We start from the raw sequence: 21,292 nt of genomic DNA, 5'->3' as shown, positions 1-21,292 counted from the left end.
CCATAAAAGAAAACAGACCATGTTTGAAATTAATCCGGTAAAAAACCGCATTCAGGACCTCACGGAGCGCTCTGACGTTCTTAGGGGGTATCTTTGACTACGATGCCAAGAAAGAGCGTCTTGAAGAAGTAAACGCCGAGCTGGAACAGCCGGACGTCTGGAACGAACCTGAACGCGCGCAGGCGCTGGGTAAAGAGCGTTCCTCTCTCGAAGCGATTGTCGATACCCTGGACCAAATGTCTCAGGGGCTGGAAGATGTCTCTGGTCTGTTGGAACTGGCTGTAGAAGCCGACGACGAAGAAACCTTTAACGAAGCCGTGGCAGAACTCGACGTTCTGGAAGAGAAGCTGGCACAGCTCGAATTCCGTCGTATGTTCTCCGGCGAATACGACAGCGCTGATTGCTACCTCGATATTCAGGCGGGTTCTGGCGGTACGGAAGCACAGGACTGGGCCAGCATGCTGACGCGTATGTACCTGCGTTGGGCTGAAGCGCGCGGTTTCAAAACTGAAATTATCGAAGAGTCTGAAGGTGAAGTCGCGGGTCTGAAATCCGTGACCATCAAAATTATTGGTGATTACGCCTATGGCTGGCTGCGTACTGAAACCGGCGTTCACCGCCTGGTGCGTAAGAGCCCGTTTGACTCCGGCGGCCGTCGCCACACCTCCTTCAGCTCCGCGTTCGTCTACCCGGAAGTGAATGATGATATCGACATCGATATCAACCCGGCCGACCTGCGTATTGACGTTTACCGCGCATCCGGCGCGGGTGGTCAGCACGTTAACCGTACGGAATCTGCGGTACGTATTACCCACATTCCTACCGGGCTGGTAACACAATGCCAGAACGACCGTTCCCAGCATAAGAACAAAGACCAGGCCATGAAGCAGATGAAAGCGAAGCTTTATGAGCTGGAAATGCAGAAGAAAAATGCTGAGAAACAGGCGATGGAAGACAACAAGTCCGACATCGGCTGGGGCAGCCAGATCCGTTCTTACGTCCTTGATGACTCCCGCATCAAAGACCTGCGTACCGGGGTTGAAACCCGCAATACGCAGGCGGTGCTGGACGGCAGCCTGGACCAATTTATCGAAGCAAGTTTGAAAGCAGGGTTATGAGGAACCAACATGTCTGAACAACAAGCACAGGGCGCTGACGCGGTAGTCGATCTTAATAACGAACTGAAAACCCGCCGCGAGAAGCTGGCAGCGCTGCGCGAGCAGGGTGTGCCGTTCCCGAACGATTTTCGTCGTGACCACACCTCAGACCAACTGCACGCAGACTTCGACGGTAAAGAGAACGAAGAGCTGGAAGCGCTGAACATCGAAGTGTCTGTGGCTGGCCGTATGATGACCCGTCGTATCATGGGTAAAGCGTCCTTCGTGACGCTGCAGGACGTTGGCGGCCGTATTCAGCTGTACGTTTCCCGTGACGACCTGCCGGAAGGCATCTACAACGAGCAGTTCAAGAAGTGGGACCTGGGCGATATCCTGGGCGCGAAAGGTAAACTGTTCAAAACCAAGACCGGTGAACTCTCTATCCACTGCACCGAGCTGCGTCTGCTGACCAAAGCCCTGCGCCCGCTGCCGGACAAATTCCACGGCCTGCAGGATCAGGAAGCGCGCTACCGTCAGCGTTATCTGGATCTCATCTCTAACGATGAATCCCGCAAGACTTTCAAAATTCGCTCCCAGATCATGGCCGGTATCCGCCAGTTCATGGTCAACCGTGACTTTATGGAAGTGGAAACCCCAATGATGCAGGTGATCCCTGGCGGCGCGTCTGCGCGTCCGTTCATCACCCATCACAACGCCCTGGACCTGGACATGTACCTGCGTATCGCGCCGGAACTGTACCTGAAGCGTCTGGTGGTCGGTGGTTTCGACCGCGTGTTCGAAATCAACCGTAACTTCCGTAACGAAGGTATCTCCGTGCGTCATAACCCAGAGTTCACCATGATGGAACTCTATATGGCGTATGCGGATTACAAAGATCTGATCGAGCTGACCGAATCTCTGTTCCGTACCCTGGCGCAGGACATTCTGGGCACCACCGAAGTGCCTTACGGTGAAGAGGTCTTCGACTTCGGCAAGCCGTTCGTCAAGCTGACCATGCGCGAAGCGATCAAGAAATACCGTCCGGAAACCGAGATGGCCGATCTGGATAACTTCGACTCAGCGAAAGCAATCGCGGAAAGCATCGGTATCAAAGTTGAGAAGAGCTGGGGTCTGGGCCGTATCGTGACCGAGATCTTCGAAGAAGTGGCCGAAGCGCACCTGATTCAGCCGACCTTCATCACCGAATACCCGGCTGAAGTCTCTCCGCTGGCGCGTCGTAATGACGTGAACCCGGAAATCACCGATCGTTTCGAATTCTTCATCGGTGGCCGCGAAATCGGCAACGGCTTCAGCGAGCTGAACGATGCAGAAGATCAGGCGCAGCGTTTCCAGGACCAGGTAGATGCGAAAGCGGCAGGCGACGACGAAGCGATGTTCTTCGACGAAGACTACGTGACCGCGCTGGAGCACGGCCTGCCACCAACGGCGGGTCTGGGGATTGGTATCGACCGTATGGTGATGCTGTTCACCAACAGCCATACCATCCGTGACGTGATCCTCTTCCCGGCGATGCGCCCGGTGAAATAAGGCGCTGAGATGTAAAAAAAGCCCCGAAAGGGGCTTTTTTATTGCGCCGCGAAGGCTTTGAGTTTATCGCGGGCGGTTGTCGCTTCCATAACCATCCACGGGCTAAAGGCCCAGGGCGTCGCGTCCAGCGCACGGAATAATGTGTCCAGTTCAACCCACTGATATTCCATCACTTCATCTTCGTTTATCGTCACGTTATTGGTGATGTGAGCGGCATAAACAGGGCAAATTTCATTTTCCACGATCCCGGATGGGTCGGCTTCCCGATAGCGAAACTCAGGGGCCACGGCAGTGATATCAGCCAGTTCTGCGCCCACTTCAAAGCGGCAGCGGCGGATTATTGCCTGTTCCATCTCTTCGCCTGACTGAGGGTGGCCGCAGACCGAGTTGGTCCAGACGCCGGGCCAGGCTTTTTTGCTTAAGGCGCGTCGGGTAATCAGACATTCGCCGCGGGCATTGAAAAGCCAGGTGGAGAAGGCCAGATGCAGCGGGGTATGCGAGGTGTGCGCGGCATATTTTTCCTGAGTGCCAATCACCTTTCCCTGGTCATTTACCAAAATAACGTGTTCTTGAATACTCATTGATGCTCCAGTGCCAGAATGCCGAGTGGTTCAGCACCATCAGCCGGATCATTATACGGCATTCTTATACGAACGGTTTGGCACCCGGAGCGGAAAATGGCATGACCCCTATTCGTTTTGGCTGCTATCATAGTGCGCCATTTACGCTGACCGAGGATCTGTTTTGTTTGCAGGAAGCCTGACGAGAAACCCCATCACTGCTGTTGTTTGCCTGACGCTGACGCTACTTCTGGCGGGATGCTCGGGAAGCAAATCGTCGGATATGGGCAGCTATTCCGGTGCGGTCTATACCGTTAAGCGCGGGGATACCCTGTATCGCATTTCACGTGCAACGGGAACCAGCGTAAAGGATCTCGCGCGTCTGAATAACATCTCTCCCCCCTATACCATTGAGGTGGGGCAGAAACTGAAGGTCAATGGCGGCTCTTCTTCAGCCAAAAAAACCGCCTCAAAAGGCAAAACGGCCAAAGTGACGCCGTCTTATCAGGTGCCGAAGTCTTCCTGGCCACCGGTCGGGCAGCGCTGCTGGATTTGGCCAGCCAGCGGTAAAGTTGTGGCGCCTTATTCACTTTCAGAAGGCGGTAACAAAGGCATTGATATTGCTGCTGCGCGCGGCACACCGGTGTATGCTTCCGGCGCCGGGAAGGTGGTCTACGTCGGCAACCAGCTGCGCGGATACGGAAATCTGATCATGATTAAGCACGGCGAAGATTACATCACCGCTTATGCGCATAATGACACGATGCTGGTCAATAACGGACAGAACGTGAAGGCGGGGCAGAAGATAGCCACCATGGGCAATACCGGGACGGACTCGGTGAAGCTGCATTTCCAGATCCGCTACAAGGCGACGGCCATCGATCCGCAGCGCTATCTCCCGGCTCAGGGCAGCAAACCGAAGTGCTAAGTGATTATTTTATCGCCACTTAGTGAGGGGGAGGCTTGTATGGAGATGCGTAAGGTCTATAATGCTTTACGCACCTCAACGCGGGCGTAGTTCAATGGTAGAACGAGAGCTTCCCAAGCTCTATACGAGGGTTCGATTCCCTTCGCCCGCTCCAGTCCCTGTTTTCTCTTACAGACATTCGAGTACGACAATCTCTTTTTTAGTGATCATCACTTTACGCTGCGCCTCCAGCGTCTCGAATGCACGGGACAGCGTTGACTGAGAAATACCGAGCAGTTGTGCCAGCTCTTTTTTGCTTAGAGGCAGTTCCAGAATAGTGTGCTCAAAGCCATATTCCTTGTTGATGTTCACCATCAGCTGAATAAAACCACTGACTTTCTGCACTCCATCATTGTTCACCAGCACGCTGATAAATTGCTGTTTCTCCCTCGCGGAGCGAGAGAGAATAGCAATAATAAAATGGGTGAAGTTACTGGTTATCTGACTCAGGTGATAGAAATGAGCGTTTTGTAACTCACAAACTTCTACCTCTGTGGCCGCCTGTACGCTGTATTGATAACACGGACTGAAGAGTTCCTCTGCCCCCATAATCTGACCTGGAAAAACAATGCCCTGGAGCGTTTGCTGAGAATCATAAATTTTCGCCACCCCACGTCTCAGAGCATACAGCGCTTTTACAGCAGTACCCTGTTGATAAATAAATTCATTCTTAGCAATGTGTTTTTTACGTGCGAGGTCTTTAATGAACAGAGGTTCTTGACGGTCGAAAAGATACGACTGGCAAACGCCCGCAAAACCACATTTTGCACAACTGACGCAATTATTTTTCTTCATAACAGCGGATTCTTACCAAAATATCAGGACTGTATAACGCAATTCATCAGCGGTGAAAGTGAGTTCCCAATTGTAATAAAACTATTGTCCTGCTTATGCAGGTACATAGAGTATTCGCCGGTAAGAAACATTATCTTAATGGCAAGCGGTGAGATCGCAGCAGGCACATTGTCGTGCGCCATCGTTTCGTGCGAAAGAATTTTTATTCTGTAGGCGTTGTTTTTTAGATGACTATAAGCAAAACGTACATAGCGTGAGAAGGTATAGTTTTTTCCCAGATAGGATACGTTTCCGGAGAGATTAAATTGTCCGGTTTTATTTTTTGAGAACTCAAAGAAAATATTTCCTTTGAAATTAAACGCATTATCGTCTGTGTTGTCGGTATAGGTAAAATTGGCGAAGCATCGATCTTCTAAATACGTCGAGGTGCGATGATTAATTCCCCAGATAAGCGTACCTGTCAGGATGAGGACAGTTGCAGATAGCGTCAGTGCAATCTTCATTTCATCTTCCAGTTAAATGCGTAATGATTTTCACAATATGCGAGTGTTTTATTCTCGGGATCTACAGGGCAAAAAGAGTAAAACATACGCCCACTGCTACCATAAAATACGCTGGGTTGAATGTTAACCATCACCTGTGCCGTATGTTTTAGACATTTTTCATTGAGCTCAGGCTGTGCCGTGAGTAATACCTCATGTACCCGCTTACGCTCATCGGTTGAAAGATGTTCGTAGGTCGTAATAGTACACTTTTCCAGCGTGCCTATTTCTGTTACACGGGAATAACGTTCATTGATTTTGGGTTGGTTCCAGATCCACACATTAGCGACAACCAGCGCCAGAATTAGCAAGGCCGCGCCACTGTATTTGAGCGGCATCGAACGTGTTTTCTTCGCCGGGAAGGCATCCTCCTTCGACGGGGGGGCATAGGGTTGATCCAGAGGCTGAACGTCAATATCGGCTGAGAAGTAGAAGCCCACTTTAGGCACAACAATTATCGACTCTTCGATGTCAGTCAGTGAGGTTAACGTTTTGCGTAAAATACTAATGTACTGGTTAAGTGAGGAACTTGAGCCGGTATGCCCGGCTGACTCCCATACCTGTTCCAGCAGATAGTGACGCTCAAGTACCTCTCCCGGGGAAGCAATAAGCAGCGACAGGATACGGTTAGCCGTATTCGTCAATTTTTGAGCCTCAGGTAGCTCAGCACCAGGAAGGGTCAGCTCCCCGCTTTCCGTATCGTAAATGACTTTGCTGGCAATCAAATATTTCATTATCTGTTCTTAGAACGTTAACACATCGCGACAAGCGGTTTCACACTGTCAATATTATGGTCCAGCAATGCCACGATGTCCCTGTCCAGTCGGTAATTGGCCACTTCTTCTCGCAAAATGGTCAGCGCCTCAGCACTCTGCATCCCCTGTCTGTAGGGACGATTTTCCGTCATGGCAGTAAAAACATCTGCCACCGCAAGTATGCGCGAGGGAATATCAAGTGAAGCGGCACCCAGCCTGAAAGGGTATCCACTGCCGTCCAGTCGCTCGTGATGATTGGCGGCCCAGCTCACGATATCGCCCAGCTCGGTAATGGGATGGAGCATCACCAGCGTTTTATAGCTGTGCTGCTTCATGATGGCATATTCCCAGCTTTCGAGTTTGCCGTGCTTTTCCAGAACGTCGAGTGGCGTAAAAAGTTTCCCAATATCATGCAAGTAGCCTGCAATACAGATCTTTTCTTGCATATCGATATCATAGCCATAAAGTTCGGCCAGACGCGCAGCGACATGCGCTACGCTGGCGCTATGGGTACGGGTGAAGCTGCTGTACTTATCGACGATTTTTGAGATGAGCTGACACACCTCGAGAAAATCATGATGATCCAGCATGTGATCGTGCAACGGGCTGATGGCGTTCAACACCTGGGAAAGCGAAGGGTTGCCAAGCCGAAACCAAAAGCCATCCTGATGCCCTGATTCCCGCAGCGCCTGCTCCAGAGGGGCGGGCCAGGGTGTTGAATGGGCAAAGAATTCCGAAATGATCCTCTCGCGTTGGGTAATAAAATCACCGTCAATCCCGCGCAGATAAAGCTCAAAGGAATCCGCCATATGTACCAGATAATGTACCAGAGGAAGATTGTCCTTAGCCGTTGCAGACCATTCGGTATGATGATTTTCAAGGATGGGCGTGACGGGTTGCAGGAAACGGATCCCCGCGGTCATTGAACCCGCCAGCTGTTCATGCCCATCCAGAAACCCCTCACTGCCGGGGGTAAGGCGCGTACGATCTTTATTTAGCGTGCCAATGTCGTGCAGCATTCCGGCCAGAAAGGCATTGCTGAGCCCCGTTTTATCCAGCCCAACACGGTGGCTTAAATACCAGATGATGAGCGCCGTGCGTTGCAGGTGGTTAACCAGATCGGCAGAAACCGGATGAATAATGTTATGCAATAAATTAAGCACGGTTTGAACAGATATTTTCATAGCGTTTTTTGGCTGATTTTAAAAATAAATTAATGTCATTGTGTAAGTGAGATAATTAGTCATAGCCGAACATGATCTGTGCAGTTGCGACCACCGTGCCGGTCGACAAGGCTGAGGGATCATAAACTTTATAATAAGCATGCAGGAGAATAAATTGTGTTTCCTGAATGTCATCATCCTTCACAATGTCAAGAATTTGCGTGGCATTTTCCATACTGGTACTGCTGGAAAGTTTTACCTCTTCAAAATCACCCATAAAAGTACGGCTTCGAATAGCGATACCGACCCCGCCCGCCGTGGTTTCATCATTTACCATTGTTTGTGAACTACTGTCCGAGCTGATCAAATCATTACTGGACAGCCAGGCCTTAATATTCCGCGTTGATGTTTTTACGCCGGCGAGGTTTCCGCATTTGATGGGAATGGTGAAATCGGCCCCATTCTTCCTGCCGTAGGTCTTAAGTTCTTTCAGCGGTGCAGGGGGGAGTTTAACCGTCATGTCATGCGTCATATTGCAGGTGGTTTCTTTCGGCTCGAATTGAATAGTCATTTTCTCGTATGCCAAAAAATAATCGGTATCCCAGCTTTTGCGCGCGGTTTCTGACATCATGTTGCTCCATGCCCGGGAAGCATAGGTTTTACTGGAGAGCAGGGGAGAATCACCCCCTGACCCGGTACCGCTCATCACTGCAGGAATCACGCTAAGCGCGCCGTTGGTGGTGGTTTTGGTATAGGCGGAGACCCCGACAGGCGGCGACGACAGTAACTCCGCTCGCAATGTATATTGCGTCTGGTAGGACAGTGAGTGAATACCCACAATCCCGCTCACCGTGACTTTGGTACTACCGGTAATTTCAGCGGTGACTTTAATCCAGTAACTGCTTTCGCCATCAGCACTGTTAAAATTCAAATAAACGGGGCTGTTATTAAACCCGGTAAAGTAGTAAAGATGATCCTGCAATAATCCTCCGATACCCACGTTGCCATAGGTACAGGTCATACTCCCCGACCAGCTGGTGGTAAATGTCTTTTCTACTACCGTTGAGGTGATAAAGGCCGAGGACAAATTAAGCGATTTATCCGCCTCCGCCACGCTTTTAAATATAATACCGCTATTACGGCAGGTATCCCCTGTCACGCCTCGAGCTTGTGGTGCCGCCAGCGCCGAAAAACCAGGGATCGTTATCAGGCTGAATACGGCAATGATGAAAAATAAAGATTTGCTCATGATCGATTTCATACTCGTTATCGGTTACCGACAGATATTGACGATATGTTCTGCCGGTTGCGTAATGACGCAGGTTTTTTTCACTTTGCCTTTGCTGGTATTGATGCGGATAGCCTCTGGGATGGTTTCGGACTTCATGAAAATTTGGCTTCCCTGGGCGACATAACCCAGTTCCTGCTGACGGGAATCAGACACTAATGCACCGAAGGGAAGCGAGTTGCCGTTACTGTCCCGCACATCAAAGGTGTAAACCTTGCGCGTGTCGGTTTTGTATTTCAGATAAGTAATGCTGCCTTCATACGGAGCAATATTGAGTAAATTCCCCTGTAAATCGACATCACTGCTTTTTGAACCATCCTGTTCCAGATGGAAGTTATTCTGCCGGTAAGGGGTTGCGCTGGCGATCAGGGCAATACCGTTGTGGTTTGTGCGCGTAGAGGGATCCCCATTGATTACGGCATTGTCGACACCCGGCGCCTCCAGAATAACGAAGTTTCGCCCATTATTCGGTGAGGTGATGACGCCACCACGCCACGCAAGAATATTGCCGCTGGCACCCAGGCTGGCCTGGCGATACTCGCGCGAAAGCGTTAGCCCACTGTTCAGGCTCGTGAAACCGTTTTTCCAGCTGGTGTAGAGATCGGCGGAGCGAGAATTACCGTCACTGTCATGCGCCAGCATGAGGCTGTAATCCACATCCTTGGCGCTGCCGCTCAGGCTGACATCGGAGGATGAGTATTTACCCTGCTGGACAGTTGCATGAGAGGCAAGGCTTCCCGCGCTGCCAAAGAGTGAGATCGGAATGTTGACGGAGAAATAGAGGTTATTCTCCGTTTTGCCACGCGTACGCAGTGACGTCACCACATCGCCTGCGTAATCTGTTTCATAGTCATAGTACGACTGAGTGACTTCAGAGCGTCGCAGCGAAACAGCGTAATTCACGCTGTTATAGGCGTTACTCCAGGTCAGATTATACTGGCGGCTGGTCTTTTGTCCGCGCCAGTAATCGCGCCAGTACGCCGTCAGAGAAAGTCGACCAAAACCGTCAGCCAGCGGTTGGTTGATATTGGCGCTAAACGCCTGTTTGCTGTTAATGGTTGATGTGCCGGTGCCGCCGTAATCCTGAATATTGGATTTCGCCAAAACATAATCGTTGAACGATGCGTAATCCTGCGTGCGATAGTAATAAGATGCCAGCGTCAGGTTGGTTTGCGTCGGGAAGGATTTACTCCATGAGAGCGCATATTTTTCCCCCCTGCGTCGGCTGTCTCCTGGCAGGTGATATTGCGATTGTTCAAGCGACGCCGATAACGAGCCCGCATAGGGAACGGAAAGAGCGCCTCCCAGCAGAAAAGAGAAATAGTCCGCGCTCCAGATACTCCCGGCGGTTGCCGTCACATAGTTATTAATACCGCGAGAGTAGCTGAACTGGGCAAATTGGCTGTGGTCATTAATGCCACGCATATCCACTTCACCCGCGTTGAACTGATAGTCGCTGGTGCCTGGACGCAGCATGTCCGGAATAGAGGAAAAGGGCACAGCAAAACGCTCAATGCTCCCGCCATTGTTTTTCACTTCAACAGAGAGATCTCCGCGCGAACCGGTTGGCATTAAATCGCGAATCGAAAAGGGGCCAGCAGGCACGGTAATCTGGTGGATGATGTGCCCATCCTGGTAAACGCTCACAACGGCAGTGCTGGTGGCAATCCCGTTGATAACCGGCATATACACGCGTTCGCTGTCGGGTAACATCTGACGGCTTTTATTCAGTGTCAGGCCACGAAAACGAATCGTGTCAAAATAATCGGACGTGGTATAAGTACGTCCGACGCGCATTAATGCGCCAATGGCGACAACAGGTCTTTCAAGGTAGCGTGTGGTATTAACCCAATACCCTTTACCAATATTGCTGTAACGCATCCACGTGGAGTTATCGAGCAAATGCCAGCCAGAGATATTCAGCCCGCTGTTCAGCGATAAATAGATGTTATCGCTGTTGGTATATCCATCGCTCAGGCCATAAAAATTGTAATAGTTGAGGTTGTAGTTGGTATATACCCCATTAATCCCCTGATCCCATTTCTGTGGGGAGACCCAGTTTTGTTTTTCGGTGACGACAAAGGCTTGCGGAACTTCTAAATCCAGACGCAGTTCACCTGCTGCCAGTTTACTTTTTCCGCCATGAAGCAGGGTATTGATGTTTATCTGGCCGCTTGATTTATCCGTAATGAACTCGTCGAGCTCCAGAATACCGAGCAGCGGGACGTCGTCTTTCTGAACCAGCAGGCTCCCTTTACCATCATTGGCGATCGTCATGACGAATTTTCCCCGCCAGACGTTGTTAACATAAACGTCGAGATCGTACGCACCTGGCGTCATAACCAGTTTTGTATTGCTCCAGTCCATATCTGCTGAATTACCGACCAGCAGGCTGCTATTAAATGTCTCTCCAGCCGCCCCAAAGGAACACAGGGCGAGGCTGACGGAGTGAACTAACAGACTTTTTCTAAACAGGGAGCTGTTCTTCATCAGAATTGAACCAGGCGTTAACCATATAAATAATCAGTGAAGGGTGCTGAATCTTTTGGCACCGTAATCATCAAGCCAGGTAATACGGTACTGTGCACCGGACTGGATGGTGTTGGAAACCAGTGCGCAACCGTAAGGCGGAATAAAGGCGGTATCGCTCAGCAAATTATCATTTCGGTTCTGCTTTAATTTCCCCCCCTGCCAGGTTACAACCTGCGGAATGGTTAAATAGTAAGGCGAGCTATTTTTAAGGCAGGTGTGACCCCCTGAGGTGGAAATAGAGACCTTTTCAATGGCTTTATTATCGAGTTCTTGTAACGACGCAGGGCGATAAAACAGCTTGATACGATTGCGAATCGCCACCTGCAGATAATTGTCGTTGCTGCCTTCAGGCGCAGGTGGGACGTCCAGAACGTTTAACCAGAATACGCTTTCCCTGTCAGGGGGCAGGGAGCGGGTATTTGTTGCAGTGATTTTCAGCGTTTGCCCACCGTGGCTATCCATTTTGACGACAGGCGGCATCACCGAAAACGGGGCTTTAATGGTTTCCGGGGCCGCAGACGCGTCACCTTCATCCAGCCAGGACTGCACCAGATGGGTTTTGTCGCTTTCATTCACTAACTGCACTGAAACGAATTTTGCTTCGCCAGGATAAATCACGCGTGTCTGATTAATCACAACGCTGGCAAGTGCCGCGTGTGAAGAAAGTACGCTAAGGAGAAATAGGGTTAATTTTTTCATGGTCATTAAAAACCGGGGATTTCTCCCCGGCTGGGAGATTAATCGTAGCTAAAAGAGTAAGTTGCGTCGGTAACCACTTTACCCGTGGTGACAGCTGAACCGCCGAAGTTGTAGTAGTTCGCATGCATCGTCAGCGTAACGCCGTCGGTGCCGGATACATCATCAGAGGTCAGGCCGGTATTGAACGCGGTGTCGAACGGAACGGCGGTGGTGCCATCCTTGGTCAGGGTTATGCCGACACCTTCAGCGCCGCTTTCGCTGTAGTTCTTCAGGTATTTACCGTCATCAGACAGGTTGCTGCTGGAGAAGGTAATTTTCAGGGTTTTGGTGGCGGTGTCGGCCGCGGTGCAGTTTTTCAGACTCATGGTGAAGTCTTTATTATTGGCGCTGACAACGCCGGTGCTGGTACCCATATCGGTCAGTGAAATAGGCGCCAGGTTCACCGTAAAATCGGAACCATTATTGGTTGTCACATCACAGGTTGTATCGGATACGGAACCATTGAAAGTGATTGTGCCACCCGCAACACCGGTGCTTTCCGCTGCCATTGCAGCGCCCGAAAACATGATAGCGGCCGCGATTACTGTTTTATTGAACATGCTCTTATATCCCGTTTTTCATAATCATTTTTGTGTCCCTGCGATGGCGTGATGGGTTGTAGAACAACGTGTCACGCCTTGCCTTTGGGTTGGAATATAAAACCATCTTGAGTGGATTTGGTAAACGTAAATACCGTTTAAATTGTATTTTTAAACTTAAATATCCAGTTTTTAAGGTTGGTATAGATTTATGTTCTGATATTGCTTGCTGGTGGAAGTACAGGAAGAGAGGAATGGCTATCTATAATTTTCTTCAAAATCGTCATTTGACGGGATCTGCGGTAATGAAAATGGGCGAATTAAACATGTCATTAAACAATTCAATATTTATTGGTAATGTAATTAACATTAGTGAAACATATTTTTTTGCCTCGACGGGTCTATTTTCCTGAAGTAAGCACCTGCGTCGCGGCCTTAACTGACGTAATGATGTGCTTAATCCATGCCGTACCCGTTCCGGAATATTTAAAAATAAACACCCTTTCTTTTTACTGAAACTATTTCGATTGTTATACCTGTCGGCAAATTCTTTATTCACCAGGTTCGCAGATGAAAACCAACATACTCCTCTGCACTGGCTTATTGGCCGCCTCCTGCGCCCACGCCAGTGCGCTCTATTTTTATGAAGCAGGCACCGAAGATACCGCACTTGCGGGCGCAGGGCAGGCAGCGCGCGCGCAGGATGCCTCCACAATAATGACCAACCCGGCGGGCATGACGCGATTACCTGACCATATGATCACCGGTGGGCTACAGGTGATGGACGGCTCCATCGACTACCAGCTGAATAACGATGCGCAGAGAAGCCCCGGCGATGTGATGAAAACCGTTCCCAATGCCAGCGCCTTCTATAGCCAGAAAATGAACGACGATCTTTATGCCGGTATTGGGCTTTACGGCAATTATGGCCTGGGGATCGATTACGGTAACTGGGCGGGCGACCGGCTGATCAAAAAGAGCACTATGGTGGCGATGACGCTCAGTCCGTCCATGGCGTACAAACTTAACGATCGTCTCTCAATCGGGGCTTCCGCCAACGTCAACTACGGCTATTTTTCATTGACCCGCAGTGTGAATGACGACGACCGCCAGCAGCATGACCATGACTGGGCGATGAGCTATCGCCTGGGGCTGTTGATGCAGCTGACCGAACAGACGCGAGCCGGTATCACATGGAACAGCAAGACGGACTATCACTATAGTATCGACGGCAAAGCACGCTTACCGGGTGGCGCATACGAGCGCCCGGTGACGGCACAGGTGAATGCGCCGCAGCAAATTATGCTCAGCGTTGTGCACGATGTTAACCCGCAATGGTCGGTGATGGGCGATCTCGGCTGGCAGGACTGGAGCCAGTTCGGTGCGCCACAAATCACGGTGAGCGGACAGACGCTTAACAACGTCAGCCGCATGAAAGATACCTGGCATGGTGCGCTCGGCGTGCAGTATCGCCCAACAGGACAGTGGCGGTTGAATGCCGGCGTAGCCTTTGATAGCTCGCCGTACCACAGCCAGAGTGATGTGGCGATGACCTTACCGACCGGCGACGAATGGCGGTTCGGTACAGGCGCGCAGTATCAGATTACGCCAGCCAGCAATATTGGTGTTGCCGTCGAGTATCTTCACATGCAGTCATCGCATGTGAAATCACCCGCTGTCTTTGCGGGAAGCTATGATAACCCCCATCTTTGGTTTGCCAGCGTAAACTATAGCTATCAGTTTTAGTTCGGTAACTGCTTAAATTATATGGTCTATACTGGCTGTTACCCGATGTTATAAGGTTGTGCCATGCATATTTTACCGCCTGTTCGTCCTGAACAATCGATTGAACGACTGACCGCGATCCTTGAGCCGATAGCGGAGAAAATGAAAGCTGTGCCGCGCAAGCGCGTGACGTGGAAACATAAAGGTCGGCAGCAAATGTATCTCTTTTTAGAGGGCGGATTGTCCCTGCTGCGCGCTTCCGACGGCCTGCTGCTGGTCACTGTTTACGAACCCCATCTCTTCGGTATTGCAGAAATGATCCAGCCGACGCAGGGGCATATTCTGCGAGTGGAAACCGAGTCGACTATTTTACGAGTGGATGCCGAACGTGCGGCGGAACGTTTCCGCGAGCAGGGGGTATGGGAAGAGGTGGCTACACTTCTCTCGTATCATACTGCCTATTTAATTTATCGGGATGCCCAGGTCCTGCAGCAACGGACTTATTCCGTTATTCGCAACCATCTTCAGGAGATGATTTTATTACCTGAGGAAGCACGAATGTGTACGACGATCCTCGAATATATCCAGGACCGCACGCTTTTGTCGCGCAGCAGTATTCTCAACGTATTATCGGCCCTTAAGCAAGGTGAATATATCTCGTTCAAAAGAGGTGGGTATCTTCTTGAAATCAGAAATTTACCGGAGTCGTTTTAATGTAAGTTTAAAATTAAACTAAAAACGAATTAACGACATTCTCGTTTTTGTTTACTGTTTGCTCACCGAAATGAATTTTGACGAAGCAAACAGGATACGTATGAAAAAGACATTAATAGCTTTAATTCTGGTAAATGCATGTACCGCCACGACCGCTTTTGCCGCCGCAGATGCAGGCACCTGGTATAGTGGGGCGAAATTTGGCTGGTCACATTATTTTGACACCAATACAGGCTCTAAAGCACGCGAAAGCAATAATAGCTCTAACCATTTCGATATCGACCACGATAATGTCGGCGGCGGTATCTATACGGGTTACCAAATTACGCCATGGCTTGCGGTTGAAGGCGGCTATGATTATCTGGGAAATATGCAGATAAAAGGCCAGCATAGCGCGGGTGGACAAATGAAAGCCCAAGGCCTGCAGATGTCTTTAAAAGCCAGCTATGCCGTGACGAACAATTGGGATATCTATGGCCGTGCGGGTGCGATGGGCTACCGTGCTGAATCTGATGTAAGTGGTCACAATCGTTTTGAGACCGGTATACGCCCGCTTGCGGCAGTCGGTACGGAATACGCATTCAATAAAAACTGGGCTGGTCGCATGGAGTACCAGTGGGTCAGCAACGTGGGTAATGCTAACCAGATTGGCGTCAGCAGCGATATTAGCTCCGTTACCGCTGGGTTGACCTATCGCTTTGGTCAACACGATTAATCCCTATGTTCTTCTCGATGATAAAAAGCCCGGCTACTCTGTAGTCGGGCTTTTTATCGTTTAACCCGTTATTAAGGGTTTAAGGACAAGATTAATCTTTCTCAGGCCTGCTTCATTTTTATCTTTCAGGTATTGCTGGTTTATCATAGCTAACTGTTCCAGCTTTGTGAGGGAGGCGTAGACGGGTTGTACTGGACTGTCTTCTTTAAAAATATCGTTTGCCGAGGCATCCTGAAGATACTGTGATTTGAGGCTGCGTGTTAATGAATCAATTTGGTGTTTATTCTCCTGGTAGAGCGCCGCAATATGTGACGTTGGTACCGCGGGTGGTTTCTCGCCGGGTAAAATTAAAGGAACCTGCAAATGGTTAATCTGTTCGACTTTATCGGGTGGGGCAGAGCGGCAAGCGGTTAAGCTGCTCAGGCTAAATATAACGAAAAAAAGTGGCATTATCTTCATTGGTTATCCTGGTGTGAATAAAGGGAGTGAGCATTATCCTGCCCGGCAATGACGACAACAGGTTAAGTTTGTTTATTTTTAAACGTTATTTGAATGGGGGAATAAATAATGGACTGGTAACCTTATTGGCTTAACGCATATCCGAACGTAATTATGACGTGTAGGGGATTTATGAAACTCAAAACTCTCGTTAACGCAATGACCGTTGCTGGCCTGTTATCCACATCGCTGTTGGCTGCTCCTGCCATGGCGCAGTCAACGGCAAAAGAAGCTACTGCCCATACGAAAGCAAATAATGATGCGCTGTATGGCCAACTGCCGTTTTTTGATAAAACCGATTTCAGCAATGCCCATAAAGGCTTTATTGCTCCGCTGCCAAAGGATGTCATTAAGGGTGAAAAGGGCAATGTTATCTGGAACCCGCAGCAATACGCTTTTATCAAAGAGGGGCAAAAAGCGCCAGATACGGTAAACCCAAGCCTGTGGCGTCAGGCGCAGCTGATTAACATCAGCGGCCTGTTCGAAGTAACGGACGGCGTTTACCAGATCCGTAACCTCGACCTGTCAAACATGACGATCATGGAAGGCAAAGAAGGGATCACGGTTATCGATCCGCTGGTCTCTGCCGAAACCGCTAAGGTGGGGATGGATCTCTATTATAAAAACCGCGGAAAACGTCCGGTGGTGGCGGTGATTTATACACATAGCCACGTTGACCACTATGGCGGCGTGCGCGGCGTGGTTGACGAAGCCGATGTGAAATCAGGCAAAGTGAAAGTCTATGCCCCGGCGGGCTTTATGAAAGAAGCGGTCTCCGAGAACATCATGGCCGGGAATGCGATGAGCCGCCGGGCCAGCTACATGTACGGCAACCTGCTGAAACCTGACGCAAAAGGCCAGGTTGGCGCGGGTCTCGGGACGACCACGTCTGCCGGGACGGTGACGCTGATCGAGCCGACCCATTACATCACCGAAGATGGTCAGAAAGAGGTTATCGACGGTCTGACGTATGACTTTATGATGGCGCCGGGGTCAGAAGCCCCGTCTGAAATGCTGTGGTACGTCGAAGAGAAGAAGATGATTGAAGCGGCGGAAGATGTGACCCACACGCTGCATAACACTTACTCATTACGCGGGGCGAAGATCCGCGACCCGCTGGCCTGGTCGAAATACATTAACAGCGCCATTGAGCGTTGGGGTGATAAGGCTGAAATCATCATGGCGCAGCACCACTGGCCAACGTGGGGCAACGACAACGTGGTAAAGCTGATGAAAAACCAGCGCGATATGTACCGGTATATCAATGACCAGACGTTGAGACTGGCGAACAAAGGGCTGACGCGTGATGAAATCGCGGCCAATTTTGCGCTGCCGGACGGATTAGCTAAATCCTGGTCGGGCCGCGGCTATTACGGCTCGGTAAGCCATGACGTGAAAGCGACCTATGTGTTTTACCTCGGCTGGTTCAACGGTAATCCGGCAACGCTCGACGAACTCCCGCCCGTCGATGCCGCGAAAAAATATGTCCACTATATGGGCGGTGCCAGCGCCATCCTTGAAAAAGCCAAAGCCGATTATGCGCAGGGTGACTACCGCTGGGTCGCGCAGGTTGTAAGCAAGGTTGTGTTTGCCGATCCATCAAACAAAGCGGCGCGCGATCTGGAAGCGGACGCGCTCGAACAGTTGGGGTATCAGGCGGAGTCGGGCCCGTGGCGCAACTTCTATCTGACCGGGGCGCAGGAACTTCGTAACGGCGTACAGAAATTGCCGACGCCGAATACCGCCAGCCCGGATACGGTTCGCGCCATGTCCCCGGAGATGTTCTTTGACTTCCTCGGGGTGCACATCAATGGCATGAGAGCGGCGAATGCAAAAGGGGTCTTCAACGTTGACCTGGGTAAAGATGGCGGTCAGTACAAGCTGGAGCTTGAGAACGGCGTGCTGAATCACAGCGCGAATACGGTCGCAAAAGGGGCGGATGCCTCAATCATACTCAGCCGCGATACGCTGAACAAAATCATCCTCAAAGAGACCACGCTGAAACAGGCGCAGGAGCAGGGGGATGTGACGGTGACGGGCAATCAGGCGAAGCTTGATGAGTTGCTGAGCTATATGGATAGCTTTGACTTCTGGTTCAATATCGTCACCCCGTAGACGAAAAAAAGGCTGCTTGCGCAGCCTTTTTATTTTAGATAGTCCCATCGCCCCCGTCCGAGCACCACACTTGCCCGGAGGTAAACGAACATTCGTCAGAGGCTAACGTCACGTACAGCGGCGCGATTTCAACGGGCTGGCCCGGACGTCCCAGCGGGGAACTCTCGCCAAAGTGTTTCACTTTCTCCATCGGCTGCCCGCCGCTGGACTGAAGGACCGTCCAGTAGGGGCCCGGCGCAACGGCATTGACACGTATCCCTTTAGGTCCCAACTGTTTCGCTAAAGCCTTGGTAAACACTGCCAGACAGGCTTTCGTCTGCGCGTAATCAAGCAGTATGGCGCTCGGCTGTACCGCCTGTACGGAGGAGGTATTGATGATCGACGCAGGTGCTTTCAGGTGACGCAGCGCCGCTTTGGTGATCCAGAAGGGCGCATAGACGTTGGTTTTAAACGTGGCGTCAAAATCCTCGGTGGTGAGTTCTTCCAGCGTCTCGCGATACTGCTGGCGACCGGCGTTATTGACCAGAATATCCAGCCCGCCAAGTTTTGCTACCGCCTCTTCCACCAGGTTCTGGCAAAAGGTCTCGTCACGCACGTCGCCGGGAAGCGCGACGGCTTTCCGTCCCTCGGCTTCAATCAGCGCAATCACCTCAGCGGCATCCTGCTCCTCTTCGGGCAGATAGTTGATGGCGACATCGGCACCTTCGCGGGCATAGGCAATCGCCACGGCGCGGCCAATCCCCGAATCGCCGCCGGTGATCAGCGCCTTCTTACCGGCCAGTCGGCCATGCCCTTTATAGCTCTTTTCCCCGTGATCGGGCACGGGCTGCATTTTGGACGCCAGACCCGGCGGCGTTTGCGGTTGCTCCGGGAAAGGCGGTTTTGGGTAAGCGTTCGTACGTTGTGTGGTATCACTCATAGCTGACTCCTTACAGGCCAAGGGGTGAGATTTGATGGATAGTGACAGCGTTAACGCTTCGCTGAATTTATTTCTGCAGATGATCGACGCGTACGACAGGAGGTGATGATTTCTTATCCAGTGAGCCATTAATACTGATCATCTGATCGGGTTTGACGGTTCTGTCGTCAAACACCGCTTTAGGGATAATGACGTCTATTTTTCCCGTTTTATCCTGGAAAACATATTTGTCGCCGCTTCCGTCAATCAGGTTTCCGCGCAGTGAGATGGTTGCGCCGTCATGCATTCCTTTTGCCTGAGTAATGGTCATAATCCGCGCGTCATCAGTACCCCGATAACCGTCGTCCAGCGCATGAGGCGGGGGTGGCGCTTCGCCTTTTTGTAACCCGCCGTTATTATCTGCCCAGGCGGCGGGAACCAGTAATATTAATAAGGCTGAAATGACTGATAATTTCATCCGATATCCTTCATTTTGGCTGTCTTGACTTATTAAGTATTGTTGCTATTCCTTTATGTGGCAAATGTGATAAGTCCTAAAAGCATTTGCTTATAGAAATCATAAATTTCGACAAATAAGCGGAGCGGTGGTGGCGACGATGAATCGTAAAAATGAAAAGCTGCCCGGGATAAATGAAAGTTATCGTTTGCTGACGTTCGAGTATGCATTTCGGCAGGTCGGTTTTATCCTGTTGCTGGCTATTATTATCGCGGCGATTGCCGGTCTGTTTTCGAGCGGAGCGGTCAGTGATACTGAGAAAATAAATTCGGCAAAAACGCTCACCCTCAACTATGAGCGTTTTGGACGCCGGGAAACAGAGTTTCCGCTGCAGATCGCGTTCCCGGTAAAAACCCAGGGGGAATACGTTATCAGCATGGCGAGCGAGAACGGTGATGTCTATGAACCGGGCAGCATCTGGCCGCAGCCTGACAGCATGTACAGCCGGGGAGATACGCTGTTTTTCGTTTATAACAACCTCAAACAGAATGAAAAATTTACCGTCAGGCTATTTCTGACGCCGGCGAAGGCGGGGAAGTGGGCAAATGCAATTCGTGTAAACAACGAGCCAGAAATTCGCTTCTGGCAGTTCATTTACCCTTAGGAGGCGAATATGGATATGGTCTTTCGAGCCCTGGCCATTTATCTTTTTCTGGTCGTGGTATTCAAAGTGGCTGGACGGCGCGCGCTGCTGCAAATGACCAGTTTCGACCTGATCCTGCTGCTCATCATCAGTGAAGCAACGCAGCAGGCGCTGTTGGGACAAGATTTTTCGGTCACCGGTGCGATGATTACGATCACCACGCTGGTGGTGGTAGACATTATATTTGGCTTAATGAAAAAGTATTTTTCTCCCGTTGAGAATATTCTGGATGGCACGCCGGTTATATTAGTGGAAAACGGTATTCCACTCATGGATAAGCTTAAAAAAGTCGATGTTTCTTGCGACGATATTCTGGTTTCAGCGCGTCAAAATAACGGCGTGACGGAGTTGAAAGAAATTAAATACGCTATTCTGGAAAGGAATGGTCATATTTCAATCATTCCTTTTGAAAATTAAGAGGCACCGGTATGCATAATCTGGAGCATGATAAAAATGAAACCGTCGGGGAGTTAACGAAAAAGCTGGCGACAAAACTTACGGATTTAGGGCTGCGTTTGACCACGGCCGAATCCTGCACGGGCGGCAATCTGGCGGTTGCGCTCTGCGCCGAGGAGAACACGGCAGAATTCTATGATGTCGGGATGGTGGTGTTCAGCGATGAGGCGAAAGAGAGGATCCTGGGCGTTCGCCGAGAAACCCTCGCGCGCTTCACCGCCGTCAGTGAACAAACGGTCACCGAAATGGCAGCAAAAATTCGCGACATTGCGCAGGCCGATATCAGTATCGCCATCAGCGGATATGCGGGGCCAGAAGGCGGGGATGACGGTACGGCAGCCGGAACCGTCTGCTTCGCCTGGAATTTAGGCGAGCGTACAGAAACGAGCACCGTACACTTTTCCGGTGAATGTCAGGATGTGGTGGAAAAAGCGGTCCGTTATGCCTTATCTGAACTGATCGAGAAACTATCAGGCTTGAAATAATG

22 protein-coding genes and 1 tRNA gene are annotated in these 21,292 nt (G+C 50.6%); 11 read left to right on the top strand and 12 right to left on the bottom strand.

Going from position 1 to position 21,292, the window contains the following annotated elements; all coding sequences use genetic code 11:
* Positions 1-19: 19 nt before the first annotated feature.
* Positions 20-1,118, top strand: a protein-coding gene (gene prfB / locus N2K86_RS17880) for a peptide chain release factor 2 (RefSeq protein ID WP_260659499.1) whose coding sequence is annotated in 2 segments (ribosomal slippage) — positions 20-94 and positions 96-1,118 — 1,098 coding nt in all. Because the reading frame shifts where the segments join, the coding sequence is not laid out codon by codon here.
* Positions 1,119-1,127: 9 nt separating this feature from the next.
* Entirely contained in the window at positions 1,128-2,645 is a 1,518-nt protein-coding gene (lysS, locus tag N2K86_RS17875; protein WP_010435299.1) for a lysine--tRNA ligase, read from the top strand.
* A gap of 38 nt (positions 2,646-2,683) precedes the next feature.
* Here the strand turns inward: lysS and idi are convergent, their stop codons facing one another.
* Positions 2,684-3,226 (bottom strand): isopentenyl-diphosphate Delta-isomerase, encoded by a 543-nt coding sequence (idi, locus tag N2K86_RS17870; RefSeq protein WP_260659498.1) that lies wholly within the window; start codon positions 3,224-3,226, stop codon positions 2,684-2,686.
* 163 nt (positions 3,227-3,389) lie between these two features.
* On the opposite strand from idi, the gene actS reads away from it, so the two are divergent.
* Positions 3,390-4,133 (top strand): amidase activator ActS, encoded by a 744-nt coding sequence (gene actS, locus N2K86_RS17865; protein ID WP_260659497.1) that lies wholly within the window; start codon positions 3,390-3,392, stop codon positions 4,131-4,133.
* 80 nt (positions 4,134-4,213) lie between these two features.
* A tRNA-Gly gene (locus N2K86_RS17860) sits at positions 4,214-4,287 on the top strand.
* Positions 4,288-4,301: 14 nt separating this feature from the next.
* On the opposite strand, the gene N2K86_RS17855 is transcribed toward N2K86_RS17860, so the two are convergent.
* From N2K86_RS17855 to N2K86_RS17820, 8 genes are read right to left on the bottom strand one after another with little or no spacing between them, the layout of a single operon-like run.
* Positions 4,302-4,967 (bottom strand): Crp/Fnr family transcriptional regulator, encoded by a 666-nt coding sequence (locus N2K86_RS17855; protein WP_260659496.1) that lies wholly within the window; start codon positions 4,965-4,967, stop codon positions 4,302-4,304.
* 23 nt (positions 4,968-4,990) lie between these two features.
* Positions 4,991-5,470, bottom strand: a complete 480-nt coding sequence (locus N2K86_RS17850; protein ID WP_260659495.1) for a hypothetical protein — start codon at positions 5,468-5,470, stop codon at positions 4,991-4,993.
* A complete protein-coding gene (locus N2K86_RS17845) occupies positions 5,467-6,243 on the bottom strand; it encodes a winged helix-turn-helix domain-containing protein (protein WP_260659494.1) in 777 nt (258 codons plus the stop codon). The genes N2K86_RS17850 and N2K86_RS17845 overlap by 4 nt, the downstream gene beginning before the upstream one ends.
* A 17-nt stretch (positions 6,244-6,260) precedes the next feature.
* Positions 6,261-7,448: an HD-GYP domain-containing protein gene (locus N2K86_RS17840; protein ID WP_260659493.1), complete on the bottom strand. Its 1,188-nt coding sequence runs from the start codon at positions 7,446-7,448 to the stop codon at positions 6,261-6,263.
* 55 nt (positions 7,449-7,503) lie between these two features.
* A complete protein-coding gene (locus tag N2K86_RS17835; protein ID WP_260659492.1) occupies positions 7,504-8,676 on the bottom strand; it encodes a fimbrial protein in 1,173 nt (390 codons plus the stop codon).
* 24 nt (positions 8,677-8,700) lie between these two features.
* On the bottom strand, positions 8,701-11,205 hold the full coding sequence (locus N2K86_RS17830) for a fimbria/pilus outer membrane usher protein (protein ID WP_260659491.1): 2,505 nt from the start codon (positions 11,203-11,205) through the stop codon (positions 8,701-8,703).
* A 33-nt stretch (positions 11,206-11,238) separates the two neighbouring features.
* Positions 11,239-11,946, bottom strand: a complete 708-nt coding sequence (locus N2K86_RS17825) for a fimbrial biogenesis chaperone (protein ID WP_260659490.1) — start codon at positions 11,944-11,946, stop codon at positions 11,239-11,241.
* 38 nt (positions 11,947-11,984) lie between these two features.
* The gene (locus N2K86_RS17820) at positions 11,985-12,545 is read right to left on the bottom strand and encodes a fimbrial protein (RefSeq protein WP_438837752.1); all 561 of its coding nucleotides are present in this window, start codon (positions 12,543-12,545) and stop codon (positions 11,985-11,987) included.
* Positions 12,546-13,094: 549 nt separating this feature from the next.
* Between N2K86_RS17820 and N2K86_RS17815 the strand changes: the two genes are divergently transcribed.
* The 3 genes from N2K86_RS17815 (at position 13,095) to N2K86_RS17805 (ending at position 15,678) form a co-directional block, all read left to right on the top strand.
* Positions 13,095-14,270, top strand: a complete 1,176-nt coding sequence (locus N2K86_RS17815) for an OmpP1/FadL family transporter (RefSeq protein ID WP_260659489.1) — start codon at positions 13,095-13,097, stop codon at positions 14,268-14,270.
* A gap of 63 nt (positions 14,271-14,333) precedes the next feature.
* Entirely contained in the window at positions 14,334-14,963 is a 630-nt protein-coding gene (locus N2K86_RS17810; protein WP_260659488.1) for a helix-turn-helix domain-containing protein, read from the top strand.
* 100 nt (positions 14,964-15,063) lie between these two features.
* Entirely contained in the window at positions 15,064-15,678 is a 615-nt protein-coding gene (locus N2K86_RS17805) for an outer membrane beta-barrel protein (protein ID WP_260659487.1), read from the top strand.
* Positions 15,679-15,738: 60 nt separating this feature from the next.
* On the opposite strand, the gene N2K86_RS17800 is transcribed toward N2K86_RS17805, so the two are convergent.
* Complete coding sequence (locus tag N2K86_RS17800) at positions 15,739-16,137, bottom strand: hypothetical protein (protein WP_260659486.1); 399 nt, start codon at positions 16,135-16,137, stop codon at positions 15,739-15,741.
* 171 nt (positions 16,138-16,308) lie between these two features.
* On the opposite strand from N2K86_RS17800, the gene N2K86_RS17795 reads away from it, so the two are divergent.
* Complete coding sequence (locus tag N2K86_RS17795; protein WP_260659485.1) at positions 16,309-18,291, top strand: alkyl/aryl-sulfatase; 1,983 nt, start codon at positions 16,309-16,311, stop codon at positions 18,289-18,291.
* Between the two features lie 34 nt (positions 18,292-18,325).
* Here the strand turns inward: N2K86_RS17795 and N2K86_RS17790 are convergent, their stop codons facing one another.
* Together N2K86_RS17790 and N2K86_RS17785 are read right to left on the bottom strand one after the other, a co-directional pair.
* Entirely contained in the window at positions 18,326-19,210 is an 885-nt protein-coding gene (locus tag N2K86_RS17790) for an SDR family oxidoreductase (protein ID WP_260659484.1), read from the bottom strand.
* Positions 19,211-19,277: 67 nt separating this feature from the next.
* Positions 19,278-19,667, bottom strand: a complete 390-nt coding sequence (locus N2K86_RS17785; RefSeq protein ID WP_172701766.1) for a YdeI family stress tolerance OB fold protein — start codon at positions 19,665-19,667, stop codon at positions 19,278-19,280.
* A 139-nt stretch (positions 19,668-19,806) separates the two neighbouring features.
* Between N2K86_RS17785 and N2K86_RS17780 the strand changes: the two genes are divergently transcribed.
* Genes N2K86_RS17780 through N2K86_RS17770 form a run of 3 tightly spaced genes read left to right on the top strand, consistent with a single transcriptional unit; the run spans position 19,807 to position 21,290 of the window.
* Positions 19,807-20,310, top strand: a complete 504-nt coding sequence (locus N2K86_RS17780; protein ID WP_260661715.1) for a hypothetical protein — start codon at positions 19,807-19,809, stop codon at positions 20,308-20,310.
* A 9-nt stretch (positions 20,311-20,319) separates the two neighbouring features.
* Complete coding sequence (locus N2K86_RS17775; RefSeq protein WP_010435249.1) at positions 20,320-20,766, top strand: DUF421 domain-containing protein; 447 nt, start codon at positions 20,320-20,322, stop codon at positions 20,764-20,766.
* An 11-nt stretch (positions 20,767-20,777) separates the two neighbouring features.
* A complete protein-coding gene (locus tag N2K86_RS17770; RefSeq protein ID WP_126544952.1) occupies positions 20,778-21,290 on the top strand; it encodes a 2-oxo-tetronate isomerase in 513 nt (170 codons plus the stop codon).
* Positions 21,291-21,292 lie beyond the last annotated feature (2 nt).

Source organism: Enterobacter mori, from assembly GCF_025244905.1.
GTDB lineage: Bacteria > Pseudomonadota > Gammaproteobacteria > Enterobacterales > Enterobacteriaceae > Enterobacter > Enterobacter mori_A.
Note: the sequence above shows the minus strand (reverse complement) of the source record. Positions and strands in the feature narration are given on the sequence as shown.